This is a genomic window from Streptomyces sp. NPDC086519, assembly GCF_040686075.1.
Classification (GTDB): domain Bacteria; phylum Actinomycetota; class Actinomycetes; order Streptomycetales; family Streptomycetaceae; genus Streptomyces; species Streptomyces shenzhenensis.
On the sequence record NZ_JBFBJL010000008.1, the window covers coordinates 188,032 to 210,250 of the forward strand.

21 protein-coding genes are annotated in these 22,219 nt (G+C 72.8%); 8 read left to right on the forward strand and 13 right to left on the reverse strand.

What is annotated here, in order from left to right:
• Positions 1 to 44: 44 nt before the first annotated feature.
• The 5 genes from AB0P24_RS10955 to AB0P24_RS10975 all read right to left on the reverse strand — a co-directional run bounded on the left by AB0P24_RS10955 (position 45) and on the right by AB0P24_RS10975 (position 4,406).
• A complete protein-coding gene (locus AB0P24_RS10955) occupies positions 45 to 980 on the reverse strand; it encodes an MIP/aquaporin family protein (RefSeq protein WP_365792407.1) in 936 nt (311 codons plus the stop codon).
• Between the two features lie 116 nt (positions 981 to 1,096).
• Entirely contained in the window at positions 1,097 to 1,762 is a 666-nt protein-coding gene (locus AB0P24_RS10960; protein ID WP_365792408.1) for an SDR family NAD(P)-dependent oxidoreductase, read from the reverse strand.
• 136 nt (positions 1,763 to 1,898) lie between these two features.
• Positions 1,899 to 2,567, reverse strand: coding sequence for a hypothetical protein (locus tag AB0P24_RS10965; protein ID WP_365792410.1), 669 nt, complete (start codon positions 2,565 to 2,567; stop codon positions 1,899 to 1,901).
• A 245-nt stretch (positions 2,568 to 2,812) separates the two neighbouring features.
• On the reverse strand, positions 2,813 to 3,544 hold the full coding sequence (locus AB0P24_RS10970; protein ID WP_365792412.1) for a DUF4232 domain-containing protein: 732 nt from the start codon (positions 3,542 to 3,544) through the stop codon (positions 2,813 to 2,815).
• Between the two features lie 142 nt (positions 3,545 to 3,686).
• Positions 3,687 to 4,406 (reverse strand): DUF6445 family protein, encoded by a 720-nt coding sequence (locus AB0P24_RS10975; protein WP_365792414.1) that lies wholly within the window; start codon positions 4,404 to 4,406, stop codon positions 3,687 to 3,689.
• Between the two features lie 249 nt (positions 4,407 to 4,655).
• Between AB0P24_RS10975 and AB0P24_RS10980 the strand changes: the two genes are divergently transcribed.
• Entirely contained in the window at positions 4,656 to 5,489 is an 834-nt protein-coding gene (locus AB0P24_RS10980; RefSeq protein ID WP_365792416.1) for a DUF4142 domain-containing protein, read from the forward strand.
• Positions 5,490 to 5,495: 6 nt separating this feature from the next.
• On the opposite strand, the gene AB0P24_RS10985 is transcribed toward AB0P24_RS10980, so the two are convergent.
• Positions 5,496 to 7,142 carry a glycoside hydrolase family 13 protein gene (locus AB0P24_RS10985; protein WP_365792418.1) on the reverse strand — a complete coding sequence of 549 codons (1,647 nt, stop codon included), beginning with the start codon at positions 7,140 to 7,142 and terminating at the stop codon, positions 5,496 to 5,498.
• Positions 7,143 to 7,489: 347 nt separating this feature from the next.
• Here AB0P24_RS10985 and AB0P24_RS10990 point away from each other — a divergent pair, with 347 nt between their 5' ends.
• Entirely contained in the window at positions 7,490 to 8,434 is a 945-nt protein-coding gene (locus tag AB0P24_RS10990; RefSeq protein WP_365792420.1) for an LAETG motif-containing sortase-dependent surface protein, read from the forward strand.
• Positions 8,435 to 8,533: 99 nt separating this feature from the next.
• Here the strand turns inward: AB0P24_RS10990 and AB0P24_RS10995 are convergent, their stop codons facing one another.
• The 3 genes from AB0P24_RS10995 to AB0P24_RS11005 all read right to left on the reverse strand — a co-directional run bounded on the left by AB0P24_RS10995 (position 8,534) and on the right by AB0P24_RS11005 (position 10,931).
• Positions 8,534 to 8,836, reverse strand: a complete 303-nt coding sequence (locus tag AB0P24_RS10995) for a hypothetical protein (protein WP_365792422.1) — start codon at positions 8,834 to 8,836, stop codon at positions 8,534 to 8,536.
• 30 nt (positions 8,837 to 8,866) lie between these two features.
• Positions 8,867 to 9,850 carry a nucleoside hydrolase gene (locus AB0P24_RS11000; RefSeq protein WP_365792424.1) on the reverse strand — a complete coding sequence of 328 codons (984 nt, stop codon included), beginning with the start codon at positions 9,848 to 9,850 and terminating at the stop codon, positions 8,867 to 8,869.
• A 190-nt stretch (positions 9,851 to 10,040) separates the two neighbouring features.
• Positions 10,041 to 10,931 carry an SDR family oxidoreductase gene (locus tag AB0P24_RS11005; RefSeq protein ID WP_365792426.1) on the reverse strand — a complete coding sequence of 297 codons (891 nt, stop codon included), beginning with the start codon at positions 10,929 to 10,931 and terminating at the stop codon, positions 10,041 to 10,043.
• A gap of 102 nt (positions 10,932 to 11,033) precedes the next feature.
• Between AB0P24_RS11005 and AB0P24_RS11010 the strand changes: the two genes are divergently transcribed.
• Positions 11,034 to 11,606, forward strand: a complete 573-nt coding sequence (locus tag AB0P24_RS11010) for a TetR/AcrR family transcriptional regulator (RefSeq protein ID WP_365792427.1) — start codon at positions 11,034 to 11,036, stop codon at positions 11,604 to 11,606.
• A gap of 102 nt (positions 11,607 to 11,708) precedes the next feature.
• On the opposite strand, the gene AB0P24_RS11015 is transcribed toward AB0P24_RS11010, so the two are convergent.
• The gene (locus AB0P24_RS11015) at positions 11,709 to 12,824 is read right to left on the reverse strand and encodes a saccharopine dehydrogenase NADP-binding domain-containing protein (protein ID WP_365792429.1); all 1,116 of its coding nucleotides are present in this window, start codon (positions 12,822 to 12,824) and stop codon (positions 11,709 to 11,711) included.
• 124 nt (positions 12,825 to 12,948) lie between these two features.
• Between AB0P24_RS11015 and AB0P24_RS11020 the strand changes: the two genes are divergently transcribed.
• From AB0P24_RS11020 to AB0P24_RS11030, 3 genes are all read left to right on the forward strand, one after another.
• On the forward strand, positions 12,949 to 13,515 hold the full coding sequence (locus AB0P24_RS11020; protein WP_365792431.1) for a helix-turn-helix domain-containing protein: 567 nt from the start codon (positions 12,949 to 12,951) through the stop codon (positions 13,513 to 13,515).
• A 528-nt stretch (positions 13,516 to 14,043) separates the two neighbouring features.
• Positions 14,044 to 15,249, forward strand: a complete 1,206-nt coding sequence (locus tag AB0P24_RS11025; protein WP_365792433.1) for an NAD(P)/FAD-dependent oxidoreductase — start codon at positions 14,044 to 14,046, stop codon at positions 15,247 to 15,249.
• 451 nt (positions 15,250 to 15,700) lie between these two features.
• A complete protein-coding gene (locus AB0P24_RS11030; protein ID WP_365792435.1) occupies positions 15,701 to 16,492 on the forward strand; it encodes a hypothetical protein in 792 nt (263 codons plus the stop codon).
• A gap of 145 nt (positions 16,493 to 16,637) precedes the next feature.
• Here AB0P24_RS11030 and AB0P24_RS11035 read toward each other — a convergent pair whose 3' ends face one another.
• Positions 16,638 to 17,981: a helix-turn-helix transcriptional regulator gene (locus tag AB0P24_RS11035; protein WP_365792437.1), complete on the reverse strand. Its 1,344-nt coding sequence runs from the start codon at positions 17,979 to 17,981 to the stop codon at positions 16,638 to 16,640.
• Between the two features lie 160 nt (positions 17,982 to 18,141).
• Here AB0P24_RS11035 and AB0P24_RS11040 point away from each other — a divergent pair, with 160 nt between their 5' ends.
• Positions 18,142 to 18,303 (forward strand): hypothetical protein, encoded by a 162-nt coding sequence (locus tag AB0P24_RS11040; protein ID WP_365792439.1) that lies wholly within the window; start codon positions 18,142 to 18,144, stop codon positions 18,301 to 18,303.
• A 226-nt stretch (positions 18,304 to 18,529) separates the two neighbouring features.
• Positions 18,530 to 19,294, forward strand: a complete 765-nt coding sequence (locus AB0P24_RS11045) for an NPP1 family protein (RefSeq protein WP_365792441.1) — start codon at positions 18,530 to 18,532, stop codon at positions 19,292 to 19,294.
• Positions 19,295 to 19,335: 41 nt separating this feature from the next.
• Here the strand turns inward: AB0P24_RS11045 and AB0P24_RS11050 are convergent, their stop codons facing one another.
• Together AB0P24_RS11050 and AB0P24_RS11055 are read right to left on the reverse strand one after the other, a co-directional pair.
• Positions 19,336 to 20,391: a hypothetical protein gene (locus AB0P24_RS11050; protein WP_365792443.1), complete on the reverse strand. Its 1,056-nt coding sequence runs from the start codon at positions 20,389 to 20,391 to the stop codon at positions 19,336 to 19,338.
• Between the two features lie 653 nt (positions 20,392 to 21,044).
• On the reverse strand, positions 21,045 to 22,166 hold the full coding sequence (locus tag AB0P24_RS11055) for a PP2C family protein-serine/threonine phosphatase (protein WP_365792445.1): 1,122 nt from the start codon (positions 22,164 to 22,166) through the stop codon (positions 21,045 to 21,047).
• Between the last annotated feature and the right edge of the window lie 53 nt (positions 22,167 to 22,219).

The window sequence follows — 22,219 nt, forward strand, 5'->3', positions numbered from 1 at the left end:
GGTCGGGCTCCGCCCGGGCGGAGCCGCCGCGGGAGCCGTGACCGTCAGTCGTCGGCGGTCGGGCGGGTGCGGCCCGGTTCCGGCAACTCGCCCAGCTTGAGCCGCGCGTGCAGGATGTCGCCGATGAACAGGTCGTAGATCAGCACCCCGATCACGCCGCCGACCAGCGGACCGACGATCGGGATCCACCAGTACCCGCTGAACCACGCCCCGTTCCCCGGGAACGCGTAGCTCTTCCACCCGGCCAACCAGGTGAGCAGCCGCGGTCCGAAGTCGCGGGCGGGGTTGATGGCGTAGCCGGCGTTCGCGCCGTAGGACATGCCGATGGCGGCGACGGCGAGGCCGATGACGAACGGGCCGAGGTTGGACCCCACGGCCGTGTTGCGCAGGTCGATGACCGCGACGACGAACATGACGAGGAAGGCCGTACCGACGATCTGGTCGATCAGCGGCCCCCAGGTCCCGCCGTGGAAGTACGGCGCCGGGAAGGTGGCGAAGATCGAGAAGGTGGCCTCGGTGTGCCCGCCGGCCTTGGGCGGCTTCGAGGCCGCGTCGAACGCGCTGATCGCGTCGCGGTAGACGAGGTAGACGAGGGCGGCTCCGGCGAACGCGCCGACCACCTGGGACACCCAGTAGGGCACCACCTTCGCCCAGGGGAACTTGCGGCGCGCGGCGAACGCCAGCGTCACCGCCGGGTTCAGATGGGCGCCGCTGACGCCGCCTGCCACGTAGATGCCGAAGGTCACGGCCAGGCCCCAGCCCCAGGCGATCAGGAGCCAGTCACCGGCGGCGAGGAAGATGGTCGTGGGCGTCTCCGCGCGCCCGGACCCGGGCAGCGCCGCGACGGCCATCGCCACGACACCGCACCCGAAGGAAATGAGGACGAACGTCCCCAGGAACTCTGCCAGGCACTCGCCGAGCAGGCCTCCACGACTTCTGAGCTTGGAGGGCTTGAGGAGAGGAGATACTTCCACAGCCATAGCTGGCCCCCTTAGCCGTCCCTGGCTCCCGGCGAGGAGCAATCAGGCGAACACCATTTTGTCCCACAAATGATGTTCACGCAGATCGACCCTTTTGCGCATATCGAGGCAGGCCGTCAGCTCTCCAGGTCGTCGGCGTAGTGCCGGAACCCGTGCCGGTCGCGGTGCATCCCCCACAGCCTGTCGGCGAGCACGGCGGGATCCTTGCGGGGGTGCCCGGCCACGATGGCCCCCGGGATGACCAGCTGCGCCACATGGATCCCCTCCCCCGCGAGCCGGTCGTGCAGCAGATGCCCGTACGCGCTCTCGGCGGCGAAGGCGATGGAGGTCCCGGCCCGGTCGGGGTGCGGGATGACGGCCGTTCCGCCGTTGACGAACAGGATCGTCCCCCGCCCCAGCTCCCGCATCCCCGGCAGCACCTGCTGCACGGCGGCGACGGGCCCGTAGACCGAGAACTCGACCGGCCCGAGCAGGTCCGCGTGGGTGGTCTCGAGGACGGGCCGCATGAAGTCCCGCTGCGGTACGGGGCTGTACTGCAGGACCTCGACGGTCCCGAGCTCCTCGGCGGCCCGCGCCAGCGCCCCCGCGAGGGCGAGCGGATCCCTGACGTCGGCGGAGTACCCATGAGCGCGCACCCCTTCTCCGGCGAGCTCCCCGGCCAGCGCCGCGAGCCGCTCCCCGTCCCGCGCCACGAGCGCGACCGCGTACCCCTCCCGCCCGAACCGCCGGGCGACGGCGGCCCCCAGCCCGGGCCCGGCCCCCACGATGGCAACACTGCTCACGACGACTCCCGACGGCTGACACGGCACGGCACGCCTGCACCTAGGTCCGTACCGCGCGCCCCACGACTTCACACGTCCACGCCGTCGCGGCCCCGGCACCACGGCGGCCCGCCCGCGATGCCCGCGACACCGAGTGTCAGTCCTGCGGCGGCTGGGCCTCGATCAGGCGTTCCGCGATGTCGTCCGCCCAGGACTGGGCCCACCGGCGCAGCGCGGCGATGGCCTCGTCGTCCAGGCCGCAGACGGCGAACTCCCGGTCGTCGATCCAGTCCGTGCCGGTCAGGCGGGAGTGCAGGTCGGTGAGGTCGAAGGTGTCGCGGGCGTGCCGGCGGCCGAGGTCTTCGAGGTCGGGGAGGGTCCAGCGGTCGGCGGCGGCGTGCACGATCAGGAGGTCGCGGGGCAGGCCGCGGTCGGTCAGGGCCCACACCCGCATGCCGACCACGTCGTCGAGGGCGAGGACCGGGCCGAGTTCGGTCCGGACCGGCGGATGCCAGAGGGCCTCCTTGAGGAGGTCGACCTCGGCGTCCTCCTCCGAGACCGCCTCGGTGACGACGAGCTGCGCGGAGAGGGGGTCCGTCTCCCGGACGACGACACGCCAGCCGCGTTCCCGGAGGCCGGCCGCGACCGTCTCGGCGATCGTCCGCAGGGGCTCCGGGCTCTGCGTGGCCGCGTCCACGGTCCGGCCGGGGCGGTCGAACAGGCCGTGCGCCTGGGCCGCGTAGTCCCCGGTCAGCGCCAGGGCGTACCCGGCCCCGACCGACAGCAGATCGGGCAGCAGGCGGCGGTGCAGGTGGGTGACGTTCACGCGGCGGCCGCCGAGGAGGGTGCCATAACGCGATTATCGCTGGCCGGGGGCGGGCGGTGCCACGGCGCGCGGATCCGTGCCGTGATCTCGCGGCCTTCCCGGCGCCGCTCCGGCGCCGGGTCCCGGGGCGCCCCCGTACCGGTGTCACAGGTGGCCGCGGCACACTCCGCGCCGGGAGCCCACCCGGCCGCCGTCCACCCGCTGCGCGGCCCGCGGGCCCGCGGAGTGAACCGAGGGGCCCGCGGTCACTGGCCGACCGGGCCGACGTACGTCCCCGGGTGGGTGGCGCCGTCCTGGAGCACCACGGCACCGCCGTGCCAGGGCAGGTCGTACGACGTGCGCTGGTTCGGCGCGGTGATGACGACCGTGGTCGGGGTGAACGTGGGGGAGTCGCCCTGCGCCGGCACCAGGAAGGTGATCGTGAAGTCGGCGGCGGCGCCGCTCGCCAGGGTGACCCGCCGCGGGGTGGCGTTGGTGCGCTGGAGCGACCACTGCTGACCGCTGTTGACCAGGTCGACGCCCGGGAAGCCGTACATCGTGCAGGAGTGGCCGCTCTTGTTGGTGAACGCCACGACCGCGTGCTTCTGCTGGCCGGTGCCGCTGCCCGGGTCGGCCCAGGAGTAGCCCAGCTGGGAGGCCTGGCAGGCGGGCGCCGAGCCGGTGGCGGAGGAACCGCCCGAGGAGCTGCCCCCGGAAGCCGACGAACCGCCGGTGGTGGACGAGCCCGAGGTGGTGCCCGTGCCGGAGGAACCCCCGCTGGAGGAGCCGCTGCCGGAGGAGCCGCTGCCCGAGCCGCCCGTCGAGCCGGCGGCCGTCGTGGAGTCGCCGGAGGCCGGGGCCGCCGTACCGCCGTCGGCGCTGACGGAACCGGTCGCGGTGCCGTTGCACGCGGTCAGCAGGGCCAGCAGCGCGGCGGCGCCGGTCATGGCGAGGGCGGTCTTGCGGGCGTTCGTACGACGGTTGCGAAGCTTCGACATGGGGTCCCCCAGCGGTGGCGGTCGATCTCCCCGGCTCTCTGCCGGACACCCCTTTCGATGCGGCCCCTGGAGGGGAAGTTCGGAGATCGCCGTCACGGGCCCGTCGTGGTCGTGTCACACGCGCCGTTACATACGTGCCCGCTCACGCCATCCAGAAGAACACCGCCGTCATCCGCTTCTCCTCCAGCGTCCGGCCGGCGTAACCGGTCGCGCTGTGCACCAGGTTGGCGTTGTAGAGGAGCAGCCGGTTGTACCTGTGCGGGACGCGGACGTCCTCCTCGAAGTGGTCGCCCGGGACGAACCGCGTGCCGAGCGCCTCGACGAGGTTGTTGTGCGGGGCCTGCACGATGTTGCCGCCGAGCCGGCCGCCGGGCAGCGCCTGGCGGTAGAACGCGGTGCCGCAGTCCTTGGCCACCCCGGGGTTGAGGTAGAGCACCGCCGCGTACCGGCACAGTGCCCGCGAGTCGGTGTGCGGCCGCGGCTCGCTCTCGCCCTCGCCGACCACCTGCACGCAGTTGTGGTTGAGCGTGCCGCCGCCCGGCGCCTGCTGCACCCACAGTCTCGCGGCCCCGGTCGCCTTCCTCACCAGCTCCTCCACGACGGCGAGTTCGGCGGGTTCCAGGCCGGGCATGGTGCGCAGGCCGGGCCAGGTCTCCGAGGTGTACGGGTAGCCCCGGACCCAGTCGTCCTTGGCCAGGCACCGCTCCCGTACGGCGTCCGCGTCCGGCAGGACGTCGTCGAACACCCAGTAGTCGCGGCCCTTGGTGGGCTTGCGGTAGGGCAGGACGGGGAGCGCGGCGGGGCCTCGCGAGGCCGCTCCGTTGGGCAGCCGGGGGACTCGGGGGGATGACTGTGGGGGCATGCGGCGAAGCCTGCCCGCGACTTTGTCATGACCACTCTGATCAGAGGAAACCATCACCCTCTCCTGGCCAAGACATGGGAAGTCGGCACGCCGGGGTGAACCGGACCTCACACGTTCTTTACCAAATCAAAAGGTTTCCGGCGACTTCCCTTACGTACTTCCCTGCGAACCGACCCCGCCCTCGCGGGACCCCCGACCGGCCAGGAGGCATTGGTGCGCTTTTCGCGGAACGCGACGGGAACGCTCCTCGTGGGCGGAGCTCTGAGCTTCACCCTCGCGGCCCTCGCCTACCCGAGCATGCTGGGCGTGAGCACCACCTCCAGCTCGGCCACACGCGTCATCGCCAACACCCAGTGGGGGCCCCTGACCGAGGGCGACCGGGACTTCGTGGTCAAGGTGCGGGCGGCCGGACTGTGGGAGTACCCCGTGGGCCAGCTCGGTCTGAAGAAGGGCCAGTCCCAGGCGGTCATCACGGCGAGCAAGCACCTGATCGACGGCCACGCGGCGCTGGACGCCACCTGCCGCAAGATCGCGCCGATGCTCAACATCGCCATCCCGGACCAGGCCTCCCCGCAGCAGCAGGGGTTCGTCAACACCCTGGCAGCGGACAGCGGCAAGAAGTTCGACACCGACTTCGCCAACATCCTGCGGGTGACGCACGGTTCGATCTTCAACACGATCGCGAAGATCCGCTCGACGACCCAGAACACCCTGGTGCGGATCCTCGCCGACCAGGCCAACGCCACGGTCCTCGACCACATCACGGTGATGGAGCAGACCGGCCTGGTCGACTTCCCCTCGGTCCTCTTCCAGGAGACGACCGCGCCGAAGCTGCCCGCCACCGACCTGACCCCGCCGCCCCCGGCCGCGGGCCAGCCCCAGGTCGTCCTCACCCCGCCGGTCAACAGCACGACCAGCCCGCCCGCGCTGCCGGGCGAGAACGGCAGCGGGACGGGAACCGGCACAGGCACCGGGACGGGAACGGGTACCGGGACCGGGACAGGCACCGGGACCGGGACGGGGGCCGGCACCCAGACCACCGCGGTGAACGTGACCCCGGGCGCCGCCCCCGCCGCCGGCTGAGTCGCGTCAGGCGCCCAGCCACACCGTGGTGTCGGACGGCAGCGTGCCGTCGTGCGGCAACGGCACGCTCGCCAACAGCACCTCGCCCGGCGGCAGCGGCACGGGCGCGTCCGACGCGTTCGTGACACACCGCCAGCCCTCCGTCCGGGCGAAGTGCAGCACGCCCGCGGGCGCCTCGGCCCAGGTCAGCGTCTCGCCCTCCACCAGCTTGCGGCGCAGCCGCAGGGCGGTGCGGTAGAGCTCCAGGGTGGAGCCCGCCGTACCGGCCTGGACCTCGACGGCGTACGACCCGAACCACTCCGGCTGCGGCAGCCAGGCACCGCCGGCCCCGAAGCCGTACGACGGACCGTCCGCCGTCCACGGCAGCGGCACCCGGCAGCCGTCGCGGCCCTTGCGGGCATGGCCGGTCTGTTCCCAGATCGGGTCCTGGAGGACGGTGACGGGCAGCCCGGCGGCCTCCGGCAGGCCGAGTTCCTCGCCCTGGTAGACGTACGCCGAGCCGGGCAGCGCGAGCATGAGGAGGGTGGCGGCGCGGGCCCGCCTGAGGCCGGAGGAGTCGTCGACGGGCGGCGTACGGCCGCCGGACAGCAGCCAGGCGTTCTCGTCCGTGCCCGGCGGGAGCATCAGCCGGGAGGCGTGCCGTACGACGTCGTGGTTGGAGAGCACCCAGGTGGCCGAGGCGCCGGCCGCGTGGGCGGTGGCGAGGGATGCCGTGATGACCTCGCGGAGCGCCTCCGCGTCCCAAGGGGTCTTCAGATACTCGAAGTTGAAGGCCTGGCCGAGTTCGTCCGGGCGGGCGTACAGGGCCCGCCGGGCGTCCGGTACCCAGGCCTCGGCGACAGCGGTGCGGGGCGGGCTGTAGCTGTCGAAGATCTTGCGCCAGTCGCGGTAGATCTCGTGCACCTCGTCACGGTCCCAGTAGGGGTGGGTGCCGGGCGGGACCCGCTCCAGCGCCTCCTCGCCGGTCGGGCCGAACTCCGCCACGTCCCGCAGCGGTTCGGTGAGGTCCTTCATCAGGGCGTGCGCCACGTCGACGCGGAAGCCGTCCACGCCCCGGCCGGACCAGAAGCGCAGGGTGGTGCGGAAGTCGGCGCGGACCTCCTCGTGCTCCCAGTTCAGGTCGGGCTGCTCGGGGGCGAAGAGATGCAGGTACCAGTCGCCGTCCGGGACCCGGCGCCAGGCGCTGCCGCCGAACACCGACTGCCAGTCGGAGGGCGGGAGTTCGCCGTGCGCACCGCGGCCGGGCCGAAAGACGAAGCGTTCCCGGGCCGCGGAGCCGGGGCCGGACAGCAGCGCCTCCCGGAACCAGGGGTGCAGGTGCGAGGTGTGGTTGGGGACGATGTCCACGATCACCTTCAGGCCCAGCCGGTGCGCCTCGGCCACCATCGCGTCGAAGTCGTCCAGGGTGCCCAGGCGCGGGTCGACGTTCCGGTGGTCGGCGACGTCGTAGCCGCCGTCGGCGAGCTCCGACGGGTAGAACGGGCTGAGCCACAGGGCGTCCACGCCGAGCGCTACCAGATGGGAGAGCCGCCCGGTGATGCCCCTGAGGTCACCGAGTCCGTCGCCGTCCGCGTCGGCGAAGCTGCGCGGATACACCTGGTAGATCACGGCCTGACGCCACCAGTCGGGGTTCCTGGAGGAGAGGTCGACCACGCGCGTTCCTTTCGGACTTTCGGACGGAGAGCCACCGATCGGACGGAGAAACACCGAGAGGAAGTCTGTCCATATTGCCGAGAAAGCGAAACTTCACACCGCCCGGAACGGATCGTTCCCTGTGTGAGGGAGTTGTGTTGAACCCTGAACAGCCCCTGATCCGAGGCAGGTTGACAGGGTTCGGCAAGGCCAACCACCATGGGCGGCACACTGTGGCGCATGTGACCAATGGGCCCGGTGTTTCTTCGCTTTCCGCTGCCTTTCCGCCGCCCGCCCGCCGCCCGCCCGCTCCTCGCGACAGGCATCGCCGGGTGGCGAGAGATGAGCACCCCACGGATGGGATATCCATGTCCATAGCCAGACATGTCACCGCGCGTCGCCTGCTGGGGACGGGCGTAGCGTCGTTCGCCCTGTGCGCCGCCTCCGTCGCCGGCGCGTCCGGCGCCTGGGCGCACGGCACCCCCGGCGGTGACGGCTGGAAGTCGGGCGGCCACTACAGCCCCGGCACCGGCGCCGGGACGGAGACCGGCACCGACAAGTGCCAGTTCTCGATCGACGGCTCGAACTTCTTCGACTCGGTGAAGGTCGACGACCAGAACCTGAAGGTCACCGACGACGGCAAGGTCCACATCAAGGTCCGCGCCGCCGCCGACGCCGCCTCCTGCACCGCGTCGCTCGCCTCCTACCTCGCCCACGGCTCGTCCTTCGCCACCTCGGGCCTGCAGATCTTCCTCGACTTCGACTCGGTGACGGTCAAGCAGGGCCAGACCGACTCCCTCGACATCGCGGTCCCGGACGCCGGCTGCTTCGCGCAGATCGACCTCTACCGGGGCGCGACGAAGTTCGACGGGAACAAGGACGCGCACGACGGCTTCGAGCACGGTGACCTGCCGGCCGGCCCGGACCACCCGGTCATCAAGGACAAGCTGATCGCGTCCTGGAACGGCGGTACGAAGGACTGCTCGACGACCGAGTCGTCCTCGCCGTCCCCGTCGCCCTCCGCCTCGGAGTCGACCCCGGCCGAGGCGTCCACCCCGCCGGCCGCGGAGACCACCACCCCGGCGCCCTCGGAGAGCTCGGTGACCGCCACGGCCGACGCGTCGCCCACCCCGTCCAAGTCGACGACCTCCCCGGCGTCGGCCCCCAGCACGAACTCCGGCGGTGGCGGCGACCTCGCGCACACCGGCGCCAGCTCCAGCACCGGTTACATCGCCGGCGGCGCGGCCCTGCTGCTGGCCGGTGGCGGCGCGATCGTGGTCGCGACCCGGCGCCGCAGGACGACCCGCGCCTGACCCCTGGTGGGTCCCATCGGGGCCCCTCGGGTCCCTTCGGGCACCCGCGTGCGCCCCGGCCGTCGTGGACGGCCGGGGCGCACGTGCGTTCCCCGTGGGTCAGCGGTTGCGGAGGGACCAGACCGGCGTCCAGTCGCAGCTGTACACGGTGTCGTCCGGTGTGAACCGCGTGAGCACGTTGCCGCTCCGACCGTAGCGGTACGAGGTGACCCCGCCGGTCTGCGAGTCCATGCCCGGGGTGGGGGTGAGGAGGTCCGGCAGGCAGCCGCGCCCGGGCAGCGGTCCGGCGAGCAGCCGGTCCGCCGGGCCGCCGAGGCGGGGCCGCACCAGGTGCCGCCACTGCCCGAAGGACGGGGCGCCGCCACCGCCGAACAGGCCCTGGAGACTGTTGACGGTCTCCACCCGTCCCCTTGGACGCGGACAAGGGTGTTCTCAGTCGGCTTGGGCCCGCCCGCCCGCGACGGTCTCCAGGTACAGCTTCACGTACCGTGCCACGTCGACGTCCAACGCCACGTCCACCATGGCCGGTTCGCGGGCGCCGCCGTGGATCTCGGCCTCGCCGGGGCGGGGGCGGCGGTCGACGACGGTCTGGCCCCGGCCCGGCCCCGGGGCGAGGGAGACCTCGACCGGAAGGAGCCGGGTGGTCAGACCGCCCGGATCGGCCACGGCGCACACCGCGCCCGCGTCCCCGAGGCCGCCGGCGGCATCGTCGTCCCCGTCGGAGCCGGGGGCGGCGGGCCGGTGCGCGAGCAGCTCCCCGGCGAGCCGGGCCCCCGGTTCCGCGCTCGCGCGCAGCCGTCGTACCTCCCGCCCCGGCACCACGACCCGCTGGAAGACGTCCAGGCCGTACATGGTGATCGGCACTCCGGCGGTGAGCAGGACGGCGGCCGCCTCGGGGTCGTGCCAGACGTTGAACTCGGCGACCGGGGTGGCGTTGCCGGTGGCGACCGCGCCGCCCATGAAGACGATCCGCTCGATGTTCCGGGTCACCTCCGGGTGGATGCGCAGCAGCAGGGCGATGTTGGTGAGCGGGGCGGTGGGGACGAGGGTGACCGGGCGGGGCGAGCGGAGGATCTCCCGGCGCAGCAGGGTGACGGCGTCGACGTCGGCGGGGCGCCGGGCCGGCGCGGGCAGCCCGAGATCCCCCATCCCGTCCGTCCCGTGCACATGCCGCGCCGACCGCGCCGCCTCGATCAACGGCCGCTCGGCACCCCGGGCCACGGGTACGTCCCCGGCCCCGGCCCGCTCCAGCACGGTCAGGGTGTTGCGGACCACGCCGTCCACATCCGTGTTCCCGGCGACACAGGTCACCGCCCGCAGCTCCAGCCCCGGATGCCGGACGGCGAACAGCAGGGCGAGGGCGTCGTCGACACCGGTGTCACAGTCGATGATCACGGGGATGGGCTGACCGGCCACGGGGGCTCCTTCCGTCAGCCCTGACTCTAGGCGCCGGCCGTGACTCCTCAGCGGCCGGAGCGCTCAGGCCGACGGCACGGCGGCCGCCCCGGGGCCCGGGACCGCACCGACACGGGGCTGCGGCGGGCGGGTGCGACCAGCCCCACCGGCGCCGCACCGGCCCCGGCGGTCCCCCTCCCTCCCGCTTCCCTCACTCCCCCTCGAAGTAGTGCCCTTCCTCAAGATCCGCGACAAGCCCCGCCTCCACCGGCTCCCACCCCAGCAGCTCCCGCGTCCGCTCACTCCGCACCGGCACGTCCAGCGACACGAACGCCCCGAAGAACCCGAAGTGCTCGGCGCGCCGGTCCTCCGGAACGTTCTCCACCGGGATCCCCAGCCGCCGCCCGATGGCCTCGGCGATCTCGCGCACCGCGACACCCTCCTCGGCCGCCGCGTGCAGTTCCGCCCCCGCCGGCGCCTTCTCCAGGGCCAGCCGGTAGAGCCGCGCGAGGTCCAGCGTGTGCACGGCGGACCACCGGTTCGTACCGTCTCCGACATAGCCGGAGACCCCCGTGGTCCGTGCGATCCCGATCAGCATCGGCAGGAACCCGGCCCGGTCCCGCGTACTGTGCACGACCGGCGGAATCCCGACGAGCACGCTGCGGATCCCCTGTTCGGCGAGCTCGCCGAACAGCCGCCCCGTGGCCGATCGCGGATTGGCGCCGTACTGCGCGCCGAGGTGCTCGTTGCCGTCGCCGTGCCCCATGCCGATGCCCATGAGGGCCTTGCCGGTCCCCGCGAGCACCTCGCCGAACGCCCGCACCACGGTGAGGTCGGTGGCCGCCGCCCCGGCCATGTCCCCGGCGGCCATCGCCGCGTGGTCGAAGGCGAGATGGACGACGGCGTCGGCATCGGCGGCGGCCGCCCGCAGGCCGTCCAGGTCGTTCAGGTCACCGCGGCGCACCTCGGCCCCCAGGGCCTTCACGGCCGCCGCGGAGTTCTCGGACCGGGCGAGGCCGACGACCTCGTGTCCGGCGCCGAGCAGTTCGGGAATGACGGCGGAGGCGATATGACCGCTGGCGCCGGTGACGAAAACACGCATGACAGCCCTCCCGAGGGCAAGAAGAAAGTGATGTGACTCAGTACCGTCACCACGTCACCGTACACCGTGACGGTACCGAGTCACATCACTTAGGCTGTCCCCATGGCTCGATGGGAACCCAACGCGCGACTGCGCCTCGTGCAAGCCGCGATCGACCTGTTCGGCGAGCAGGGGTACGACAACACCACCGTCAGCCAGCTCGCCGAACGGGCCGGGCTGACCAAGACGACGTTCTTCCGGCACTTCCCGGACAAGCGCGAGGTGCTGTTCGCGGGCCAGGAGGAGCACGCCCGCCTCCTGACGGCGGGCGTCGCGAGCGCCCCCGCCACCGCGACCCCGCTCGAAGCGGTCGCGGCCGGCCTGGACGCCCTGACCTCCTCCTTCACCCCCGAGCAGCGAGAGTTCGGCCCCCGCCTGAGGAGTGTCGTCGCCGGCCACGCCGAACTGCGGGAACGCTCCGCGTTCAAGGAACTCGCCCTCGCCGCGGCCCTGACCGACGCCCTCCACCAGCGCGGGGTACCCGACCCGATCGCGTGCCTCGCCGCCGACCTCGGCGTCCGCGCGTTCCACACGGCCTTCACCGAGTGGATCGCCCCGGCGAACGACCAGCCCCTGCCGGCTCTGGCCCAGCACCGCCTCACCGAACTCCACCGGGCGGCGACCGCCCTCTCCTGACCCGCCCCGCCCGGCGTCGGGGCCTGGCCGAGCGCGGTTCAGTCCAATCCGGTCAGTCCAATCCAGTCAGTCCAGTACGTCCAGTCAGTCCAGTCAGTCCAGTCAGTCCAGTACGAAGGTGCCGCCCGCGGTCGTCGCGAGGCCGGCCCCGAGGCCGGCTGCCGGCGTCCAGGCGCCGGGCCTGCCGACGCCGCGGGCCAGCAGTTCGGTGACGGTGGCGGTGACGTCGGCCGTGAAGTCCATGCCGTCGCCGGCGCGGAGCCATCCCTCGCGCCGGGTGCCGTCCGCCCACTCGACGACCGCGTGCCCCCAGGAGTGCTCGCGCGGACGGGGTGCGGCCTTCACCGGGGCCCGGCCGAGCCGGTCGACGGCGAGGCGTCGCAGCGCCGGAACGGACAGCAGGCGGCCGAGCGGCGGAAGCAGGGCACGTATCAGCGCACCGGTCGGCACGAGAGCGGAGGCGGCGGTGACGAACGGTGCCCCGCTCACCGCGTGCGCCGCGAGGAGTTCGCCGGACGCGACACCCGCCGACGTCGCGGACTCCCCGTCCGGGAAGGCGAGTCGCTGCGGGTCCGCGCCGAGGCGCGAGGTCACCAGCCGCCCGTTCTCGTACCGCCGCCCGCCGGCGGTGAGCGCGTCCACGATGCTGGCCGCAAGGGCGGCACCGACCACGCCCGCCTCGACGGCCACCGAACTCACGGCGTCGACCCGCACCCGGTGCGGCACGGGACGCCCTTCGCACAGCTTCGCCACCACCGCCTCCGTCGCCAGCACACCGAATCCGGCGCCGGTGACCAGGGTGCTGCCCGCCCGCACCGCCTCGTCGTGCAGGGCGAGCAGCCGGTCCACGGCGACCACGTCGTTGGCCTGGTCGACGTAGTGGCCGCCGGGCATGCAGGCACGGGCGATCACCGGTGCCGTGTCGGCGAAGGCGCCCATCGTGTTCACCACCACCCGCGGGCGCCCCCGGGCGATCTCGGCCGCGATCCGCTCGGCCGAGTCGGCGACGACCACCTTCGCGTCCCCGGGCAGACCGGCTTCGGTCCCGGCGGCGACCATCCGCTCCCGGCTGCGGCCGACCGGCACGACCGTCAGCCCCCGCGCGGCCAGTCGCGCGGTCACGCCCCGGCCCACCCGGCCGGTCGCCCCGACCACCCACACCTCGTCGTTCGCCCTGCTCTCGCCTGTCGTCCCGCCGGTCTCGCCGGTCTCGGTCATGCGCACGTCACCCTGCCTGCTCCGGGCCGCACCGGGGACGGGTGCCCCCAGTGATGACACAGTGTGTCGTGACCGCAGGCTAGCACTGATGACACGGTGGGACATCACCTGTTACCGTCGGGCTGTGGCGAGATGGGATCCGGGTGCCGAGGAGCGCCTGAAGCGGGCGGCTCTGGAGCTCTACCTGGAGCGCGGCTACGACAACGTGACGGTGACCCATATCGCCGAGCGGGCCGGACTCACCCGGCGCTCCTACTTCCGCTACTTCCCGGACAAGCGCGAGGTCCTGTTCGCCGGGTCGGAACGCCTGCCCCCGGCGCTCGCGAAGGCGGTCCTGGAGGCAGACCCGGACGCGGCTCCGCTCGCCGCCGTCCTCGACGCCCTGGCGCGCGTCGGTGCCCAGCTCGTCGAGCACCTGGACGGCGCGACGGAGCGCCGGGCGGTGATCGACGCCAGCCCGGAGCTGCTGGAGCGCGAACGGACCAAGGCGGCCGCGATCACCGAGGCGATCCGCGACGCTCTGCAACAGCGCCAGGTGGACCCGGGGACGGCCGGACTGGTCGCCCAGCTCGCCACGGTGGCCTGCGACAACGCCTTCCGGCGCTGGATCGGGGCCAAGGGGGACGCGAGTTTCGGCAGCTGCCTGGACGCGGTGACCGACGAACTGCGGGCCGCCCTCGCCGGGACGTGAGCGGGGCGCCCGGCCAACCATCTGTCGCGCCCGGTCCCAACCTCGGCAGGCCGCCTGAAGCCGAGGGGACACTCATGACCACGCGGTCGCCACGTTTGCGGGTTGGAGTCGACGGCACCGGAGAATTCCTCTGGCCCAGCCGTGGCCGACGTTCGGCAGCCAGCCCTTCCGACGCAGAAAAAGGACGTGAAAGCGATCGAGTGGAATGCGAGCACATATTACCCGCATTGGTCAAGTCATGATTGACCGACCAGATGTCCCGCAATACGTCAAGGCCTTATGCGGTAATTCGACAAAGACCTCCTCCCATATCGCTCAGGTAGTGAACTCCCACACCCGGCAGGGGTGATAAGCCCTGGCGGCGTACTTTCGGTGTACGCTTGCGAGGCACACGAAATTGCTTTCCGGTTGGTAGTCCGGACCGCAGGTCACCGGTTTCCCGTTCTGCGTCAACGTCCTCCCCTTCAGGGGAGTCCTGGTGTGCTCCGAGTACGAGAAGAACTCTGCACTGGGAGTACTGTGTCCGAAATGCGAATTGTCATCGCCGGCAGCGGACTCGCCGGGCTGACACTGGCCCACTACCTGAACCGGCACGGCCTGGACGTGGCCGTCTACGAACGCGACGCCGATATCGCGGCACGCGAGGCCGGGTACCGGATCCACATCAACTCCACCGGCACCTCCGCGCTGCACGCGGCGCTGGAACCGCGCCTGTGGGAGCTGTTCCTGGCGACCTGCGGCATGCCGAGCGAGGACATGCTCCTCTTCGACGAGCAGCTCCACCTCCGCCCCGCCCGGGACCGGTCGGCCACCGAGGGCACCGGCGTGCCCGCCGACATCCCCGAGCACCTGGTGGTGTGCCGCTCGACTCTGCGCCGCATCCTCTACCTCGGCCTGGAGAAGGCCGTGCACTTCGGTGCCAAGGTCACCGGCTACCGCACCAACCCCGACTCGTCAGTCACCGTGCTGTTGGAGGACGGTGCCACGGTCGAGGGCGACGTGCTCATCGCCGCGGACGGCATCAACTCCGCCGTGCGCGCACAGCGCCTGCCTCAGGTCCGGATCGCAGACCTCGGCTCCCGGCACATCGCCGCGAAGATCCACCTCACCGACGAGGCGAAAGCCAAGCTGCCCGCAGAGCTGTTCAACGCCTTCTCCCTGGCCTATGACGCCGACTTCACCGGGCTGACCCTCGGCCCGCTGGAGCGCACCGACCCCACATCACCGCTGATCGCCGAGCAGGACCCCGGCTTCCGGCGCGAGGCCACCGCCGACTACGCCCTGAGCATCTTCAATTCCCTGCCCGACCGGATGCTCCCCGACGACGAACTGTTCACCGCCGGCCCCGACAAGCTCAAGGCACACGCCCTGCAGCGGGTCGCCGGCTGGCACCCGGCCCTGGTAGACACCGTCCGGCTGTGGGACACCGCCACCGTGCAGGCCCTCAAGTGCCGCAGCTGCGTACCCGTCGACGCCTGGGAACCGTCCAACATCACCGTCATGGGCGACGCGGTCCACGCCATGAGCCCCGCCCTGGGCATCGGAGCCAACACCGCACTGCGCGACGCGCACACCTTGGGTGCTCAACTGCTCGCCGTCGCCGCCGACGACAAGCCGCTCCTCGACGGCATCGCCGGATACGAGCAGGCCATGCGCGAGTACGCCTACCACGCCCTGCGCATGTCCGCGGTCGTCGGGCAAAAGGTGATCGGGCACCTGCCGCTGCCCGAATAGTCACGGCATTGCTCGGGCGGTACCGAGAAGCACCGCCCGAGCTCACCGCCCACGCACACCTGAACTGGCCGCTTTCACCACACGCCCCAGCTTGACTCCCCGGGGTTGTTCCACGGGCCGATGCAGTTGTCACGGGTGTGCGCTGCCGCTCCGTCTCCGTCATACGACGAGGACTTCGCCGGCCGGTACCCGCGCGACGGCCGTCCCGGTCTTGAGGGCATGTTGACGAACTGTCCGGCCCGTGCCGTGCAGGCGCCGGGTCGGCAGGAACGCCCCGGCCAGGGGGACGGGAGGCCGAACACCGCGTCGCCGGCCGCGTGCGGAAGGAGCGGGGCGCCCGGCCGGACACGGTCCTCACCCGGACGGACCGGCAGCGGTGGTGGGCGGGGGCGAGGGGTGGTGGCGTGGGAGCACGCGCTCCGCTGCTCCTGGTTTCCGGGAAGGCCCCGTCATGAGAGTCACCGCCTCCGGCCTTGTCATGGCCGGCCTCCTCGCCGCCGTCAGCGCCTGTACGGCCGCCGACCCGCCGCAGGCCGGCGCTCCCGCCTCCGCCTCCGCCCCGGGCGCCGACGCGACCGCCGCCGGACGGGCCGCCCCGGCCAGTCCCGGCGCCTCACCCGGCACCCCGGCGCTCACCGTCGCGCAGGCACAGGCCGCGCTGATCGGCGAAAGCGACCTGGGCGTGCCGTGGACGGCGACCGAGGGCACCGCCACCTGGCACGACGGGCTGCTCAAGGCGGCCACCGGAGAACCCGACTGCCAGCGTCTCCTTGAGGCCCTGTACACCGACGAACTGCTCGGCGCCCCGGCCGGCCCCCGGGCCGCCACCGCCCTCGACGACGGCGACGACGCGGCCCAGCTCCGCTACCAGGTCGACGCGAGCCGCTCCGCCGACATCGACCGGACCCTCGCCTGGCTGCGCGCCCTGCCCCGCACCTGCGCGCAGTTCACCGCGCAGACGACCGCGGCCGGCACCGAGACCGTCCAGGTCGCCGACGCCGGACTGCGGGACTTCGGCGACGCCCGGCAGGGCCTGCGGGTCACCCTCACCGCACAGCCCTCCGCCGCCGCCGACCCCACCACCCTCACCCTCGACGTCGCCGTCGTCCGGGTCGGCGACGACGCGATCGTCCTCACCGCCGGCGCCCTCGGCACCCTCCCCGACACCACCACCGAGCAGGCCCTCGGCATCGGCGTCCAACGCCTCGCCCAGGTCAGGGAGCGGGGGCGCGCGCAGGCCTGACGGCCGGGGCCCGAGGGGTCCCGTACGGATCCGACGGGGATCCGACGGGGATCCGACGGGGATCCGACGGCTGCTCCACCGTCTTCGCCGGCGTCGCGTCCGGCGTCGCGTCCCAGGACCGGCGGCCGCGGTGTCGCGGCGTCCGCTACAGCGGCGGCTGGGCCGGTGCCGGTCCCAGGGTCGTGGTGCCCGGGGCCGTACGGTGGCCGAGGCCGGTGCGGTACGCGTCCAGTGCCGCCTCCACCCGGCCGGTCCGGCGCAGCAGGTCGCCCAGCATGCGGCACAGGTCCGCCAGGTCACCGGCCGCACCCGCCCGTTCCAGCAGGCTCAGCGCGCGGACGTAGTGCTCCTCCGCCGCCTCCGTGTCCCGGGCGTCCTCGGCGATGATGCCGAGCAACCGGTGCGCGGCGGCCGAGTGGACCGCGCCGCGCTCCGAGGAGAAGTCGCCGAGGACGTCGTGCAGCAGCTCGGCGGCCTCGGCGGACTTGCCGCGGCGGTGCAGTACGTCGGCCAGCTCGACCGCCGCCTGGCTGCGGTACAGGGCGGCGCGGGTCTCGGACAGCATCGCGAGGGCCTCCCGCAACTCCCGCTCCGCCCGCTCCAGTTCACCGTTCTGTGCGTAGACGTAGCCGCGCATCCAGTGGCAGTTGGCGAGTTCGGTACGGAGCTGGAGCTGGCGGTACAGCTCGGCGGCCTTGGCCAGGGAGGCGTCGGCCTCGGCGACCCGGCCCTCGGCGAGCAGGGTGCGGGCGACGGAGCGGTGCATCCGGGCGATCAGCGCGGGGTCGCCGGCCTGCGGGGCGAGCGCGAGGGCGAGTTCGGCGGCCTGGGCGGCGCGGGCGTGGGCGCCCATGTCCATGTACGGGCCGATGGCGGAGGCGTACAGGAGCAGCAGCGCGTCGGGGTCGTGCAGACCGCCGCGGTTCAGTTCGTCGAGCGTGGACTCAAGGAGGTAGACGGCGTACCGGAGTTCACCGGCGAGGTAGTGGCTGACCGCCCGGCCGCGGATCGCCGGTACCCGCACCGGCAGCGGCTCCTCGGCCGTCCACAGCTCGGCCCGCTCGAAGTACTCCCTGGCCTGTCCCAGCTCACCGGTGTCCAGGGCGCATTCGCCCATCCCGAGCAGCGCGGTGGCCTGCTCGACCGCGAGCCCGTGCGCCTCCGCCTCCTCGAACAGGGCCGCGTACTGGGCGGCGGCCGCCTCGGCCTCGCCGGTGGCCAGGGTGCGCTGGGCCTCGGTGAGCCGTAGCCTCAGGTCGGTGGCGAGGTGGGCGGGTCGCCCGCTGGCCAGCTCCTCGAAGCCGACGCCGAGCCGGCCCGCGATGTGCCGCAGCGCCTCGTCGGAGGCCCGTACCCGCCCGGCCTCCAGCGTGGAGATGTACGCGGGCGTGTAGGCCGGTTCGGCCAACTGCCGCTGGGTCAGCCCGCGTTCGGTGCGCAGTTGCTGCACCCGCCGCCCTATGGTCTCCGGATCGTCCCGCTCCTGCATCCTGCCATTCCCCCCAACTCCCCCTGAACCCCTTGCCGTTGCACTCTGACAACCCCTAGGTTAAACCGCGAATTAAACGTGCTTAACCCGCCCCTGTTGTTGCGAGGTCGCCGTGCTCGGACGCACATCCGCACGCCCCACCGCACTAGCCCGGTCTCGAATGCGCTCGATCGGGGGGACCCCCACCGCCCGCAGTCTCGTCGCGGCGGTGATCGCCGTGGCCGCGCTCATCACAGCCGCCAACGCCGGCCCGGCGCGGGCGACGGACAGTTCCCCGGGCTCGCCCGCCACGGCGACCGCCCGGCACAGCACCGGCCACTAGCGCCTACCCCTCCCCAGATCACCCCCGGCGGGACCCTCCCCCTGTCCCGCCGGGGGTTTCGCGCTGCGAGCGCGCACTGGTCAATTCCGCGAAACGCCGCCCCCCGTTTGACAGAAAGCACTTCCATCGAGCTCTCCGCTTGCCACTCTTGACCGAGCACCCTGATGTCATGTCCGGGGCAAAAGGACCGTACCAACGGCCCCCGGACCGTCGACTGGAGCCCCCGATGTCCCGAACCAGGACCCGCCGCCTCGGCCGAGCCGCCGCCGTCGTGGGCAGCGCCGCCGCGCTCACCCTCGCCCTCCCCTTCAGCGCCTCCGCGGGCGTCCTGCAGAACCTGCCGGAGAACGCGACCACGTTCCAGAAGTTCTTCGAGCCGCTGTACGACTACGACACGGACAGCTGCTACCCCGCGGCCGCCATCGACCCCGACGGCAACCTCAACGGCGGTCTGAAGCCGACCGGTTCGGTCACCGGCCAGTGCCGCTCCGGCCATCTCGACCACGCCAACACCTACTCGCGGGCGAAGTGCAACAACGGCTGGTGCGGGATCATCTACGCCAGCTACTTCGAGAAGGACGAGGCGTCCCCGGGCATCGGCCACCGCCACGACTGGGAGTGCATCGTCGTCTGGGTCGAGCAGGGCGCCGACCACCCGTCGTACCTGTCCGCCTCCCAGCACGGCAACTTCGAGACCGAGGCCGTCGCCGACGTGCCGATGAGCGGCCAGCGCGTCCAGGTCGTCTACCACAAGGACGGCCTGAGCACCCACGACTTCCGGTTCGCCAAGTGGGGCGAGACGCCGGAGAACGACGACGCCGCCTGGCACCAGGAGAACCTGCTCACCTGGGACAACATGGCGTCCAACCTCCGCGACGTCCTGAACGCCTCCGACTGGGGCAGCGCGAACTTCCCGCTCCAGGACGCCAAGTTCGACGATCACCTCAACAAGGCCAAGCCGAGCGCAATCACGTTCGACCCGTACGCCTGAGCCGGGTACCGGGTCCGGGCCTCGGGCCTCGGGCCGAACGTCTAGTTCGTCTGAAGCTGCCGCAGGTGTTGCTGGACGTTCTCCAGGGCGCCCTCCCGGCGGCCCGGCACCCTCAGTCTCAACTCCGCGAGCGCGGGCCCGAGTTCCCGGGCCCGCGCCGTGTCCTTGATAGCGCTCCACTGGTGGTGGGCGCGGTCCGCGGCCGCCTCGACGGCCGGTGCGTCGGTCGGCTGCCCCGCGGCCAGCCGGGCGTGTGCCACGGTCAGCCAGGTACGGCAGCTGCGCGCCGCGTCCCCCGCGAACATCGCGAGGTCGGCCCGCACCTCGGACCAGTGCAGGGCGTCCTCGGAGGCCGGCCCGTGCGCCCGTGCGGCCGCCTCCTCCCAGCGGGCGGCGAGTTCGTCCGCCTCGGCGTACCGCCCGTCCCGCGCGGCCGCGCTGATGGCGTCGTGGGGATCCCCGCTGTCCGGGGTGTGCGTGCTGAGCAGCATGTCGGCGGCGACCTCCGCCCCGAGCCGCGCGAGCACCTGCCGGTGCAGCTCCGCCATCGCCGGCCGGTGCCCGCTCCTCAGCACGGTCGCCACGGCCTTCATGTACGACGGTGAGCCGACCTCCCGCCGGGCGGGCGGCGGCGCGATCCGCCCGTGCACGGCGTTGTTGCGCCCGGAGTCGAGCGGCACGGTGTGCAACTGCTCCCAGGTCTCCGGATCCGCGTGCAGATCGAGCACCAGCGTCGTCGCCCCGGCCGGCCGCAACCGCAGCTCCTCCCGGACCCAGTGCCAGGGCAGGCCGGTGTAGCGGACGGTGGCGGGCGTGGTCCGGGCCAGCGCGAGATGCGGCAGCCGCTGCTTGCGGTCCAGCTGAAGCTGGCCCGTGACGAACACGGTCAGCGGACCGGGCGCCGCCGCGGCGGCCCGCAGCCTCGTCAGCACGGCCTGCGGCTCCAGGGGGTCGGCGAGTTCGACGACGTTGGCGGTCTCGGTGCCGGAGAGTATCGCCGGGGGCACGGCCGCGAGCACGGGGAGCACGGAGGCCGCGTCCACCAGACGCCCTTTGCCGGTCGGCGAGGCCGCGAGCAGCAGCACGGTTCCGGGCATCGGGCCCTCCCCCTTTGTTCCCCGGTTTCGCTTACGCCCAGCACGGTAACCGCTGCGCTTGCAAAGCGGGGCGCACGAGGGAGGTTTGGGCCGGGTAACAACCGGTACGACCACCCCCGGCGCCCCTGAGGACCACCCCTCCCGCCCCCAAGCCCCTTGACACCCCGCCCTTCCACGCCCGCACCACCCACACCGGCCCCCGCGCCCCACCCGCCTCCGCACCGCCGCCTCTTCTCCTCACCGCCCCCTGTTCGCCGCCGCGACGGTGCTCAGCCACGACAGTGGCACTCGGCGGTGCCGAACAGCCGGTACTCGCCGTTGGTCCGCCGGACGGATGCGGAGTGCCACGTGCGCCGTGGCTGAGCGCGCAGTTCCCCGCGCCCCTGACGGGGCACGGCCCGTGCCGCTGACGGGGCATGTGCGTCATGGCTAAGCCCGCAGTGCACCGCGCCCCACCCGCCTCCGCACCGCCGCCTCTTCTCCTCACCGCCCCCTGTTCGCCGCCGCGACGGTGCTCAGCCACGACAGTGGCACTCGGCGGTGCCGAACTGCCGGTACTCGCCGTTGGTCCGCCGGACGGATGCGGAGTGCCACGTGCGCCGTGGCTGAGCGCGCAGTTCCCCGCGCCCCTGACGGGGCACGGCCCGTGTCGCTCACGGCGTCTCGGTGCGGCGTATCGCGAAGATCGTGGTGTCGTCGGACAGGTGGCCGCGGCTGTGGCGGAGTACGCCGTCGCGGATGTAGGCGACGAGGTGGGCGGGGTCGACGGCGGGGGCCTGGGCGGCTGCCTCGGGCAGGGCGTAGAACGCGCCGTCCGCGTTCCTGGCCTCGGTCACGCCGTCCGTGGTGATGAGGAGGGTCTCGTCGGGGGCGAGGGCGGCGGTGAGGGTCGGTGGCGGCCCGGTCGCCGTCGTCAGGTCGGCCATACCGAGGGGCAGTCCGCCGCCCGATGGCAGCGCTCGTACCCCCGTCGGCCCCACCGCCAGCGGCGGCTCGTGGCCGAAGTTGATCAGCTCCACGAGGTGCGGGGTGTCCCGCGGAAACCCCAGCAGGACCGCCGTGGCGAAGCGGTCGCCGTCGCCTCGGCCCAGCGCCACCGTGTGGTTCCGGTGCCGGACCATCCGGGTCTCCAGCCGGTCGGCCACCGTCGCGAGGTCCCGTTCGTGGTAGCCCGCCTCCCGGAACGTCCCCAGCAGCGCCGCCGCCGTCTCCACCGCCCCCAGCCCCTTGCCCTGGACGTCCCCGACCAGCACCCGCGTGCCGTGCGGCCCCGGCTGGATGTCGTAGAAGTCGCCGCCCACCCGGGCCTCGGTGTCGGCGGCGAGATACGCCGCCGCGTGGTCCAGCCCGGCCCACCCCGGCGGCAGCGGCCGCAGCACGGTACGCCGGGTCGTCTCGGCGATGTCCCGCATGTGCAGCATCCGCCGTTCGCCGTTCCTGCGGACCACGCAGGCGAGGACGGCCAGCAGCCCCGCGCAGCCGACCAGGACGAAGTCGGGCAGTTCGGCCTGGTACTCGTGGGGGAAGACGTCGTCCACGGCGATGTAGTCGAGCATCGACAGCACCGCGAAGACCGCCGTCGTCCACACCCCGCAGAGCGCCGCCGCGATACCGGGGACCAGGACGATCCAGGAGATGATCCGGAACCGCTCCGTGGTGTTGAGGTCGACCGCCGTGATCCCGGCGAGCAGCAGCAGCGGCGCCACCCAGGCGATGCTCCGCCCCCGGGCCCGCAGCAGTTCCTGCCGCCGCCGCAGCGCCTGGTGGTCCCTCACGAGAGCCAGGGAAACACGGGCGGGGACGCATCGCATGTCGTACGGGATGTGCT

Excerpts from the sequence above, each read along its gene's own strand:
- AB0P24_RS10955 (WP_365792407.1), bottom strand. The coding sequence starts at position 980 with ATGGCTGTGGAAGTATCTCCTCTCCTCAAGCCCTCCAAGCTCAGAAGT.
- AB0P24_RS10970 (WP_365792412.1), bottom strand. The coding sequence starts at position 3,544 with ATGTCGAAGCTTCGCAACCGTCGTACGAACGCCCGCAAGACCGCCCTC.
- AB0P24_RS10975 (WP_365792414.1), bottom strand. The coding sequence starts at position 4,406 with ATGCCCCCACAGTCATCCCCCCGAGTCCCCCGGCTGCCCAACGGAGCG.
- AB0P24_RS10990 (WP_365792420.1), top strand. The coding sequence starts at position 7,490 with ATGTCCATAGCCAGACATGTCACCGCGCGTCGCCTGCTGGGGACGGGC.
- AB0P24_RS11005 (WP_365792426.1), bottom strand. The coding sequence starts at position 10,931 with ATGCGTGTTTTCGTCACCGGCGCCAGCGGTCATATCGCCTCCGCCGTC.
- AB0P24_RS11010 (WP_365792427.1), top strand. The coding sequence starts at position 11,034 with ATGGCTCGATGGGAACCCAACGCGCGACTGCGCCTCGTGCAAGCCGCG.
- AB0P24_RS11015 (WP_365792429.1), bottom strand. The coding sequence starts at position 12,824 with ATGACCGAGACCGGCGAGACCGGCGGGACGACAGGCGAGAGCAGGGCG.
- AB0P24_RS11025 (WP_365792433.1), top strand. The coding sequence starts at position 14,044 with ATGCGAATTGTCATCGCCGGCAGCGGACTCGCCGGGCTGACACTGGCC.
- AB0P24_RS11030 (WP_365792435.1), top strand. The coding sequence starts at position 15,701 with ATGAGAGTCACCGCCTCCGGCCTTGTCATGGCCGGCCTCCTCGCCGCC.
- AB0P24_RS11035 (WP_365792437.1), bottom strand. The coding sequence starts at position 17,981 with ATGCAGGAGCGGGACGATCCGGAGACCATAGGGCGGCGGGTGCAGCAA.
- AB0P24_RS11040 (WP_365792439.1), top strand. The coding sequence starts at position 18,142 with ATGCGCTCGATCGGGGGGACCCCCACCGCCCGCAGTCTCGTCGCGGCG.
- AB0P24_RS11045 (WP_365792441.1), top strand. The coding sequence starts at position 18,530 with ATGTCCCGAACCAGGACCCGCCGCCTCGGCCGAGCCGCCGCCGTCGTG.
- AB0P24_RS11050 (WP_365792443.1), bottom strand. The coding sequence starts at position 20,391 with ATGCCCGGAACCGTGCTGCTGCTCGCGGCCTCGCCGACCGGCAAAGGG.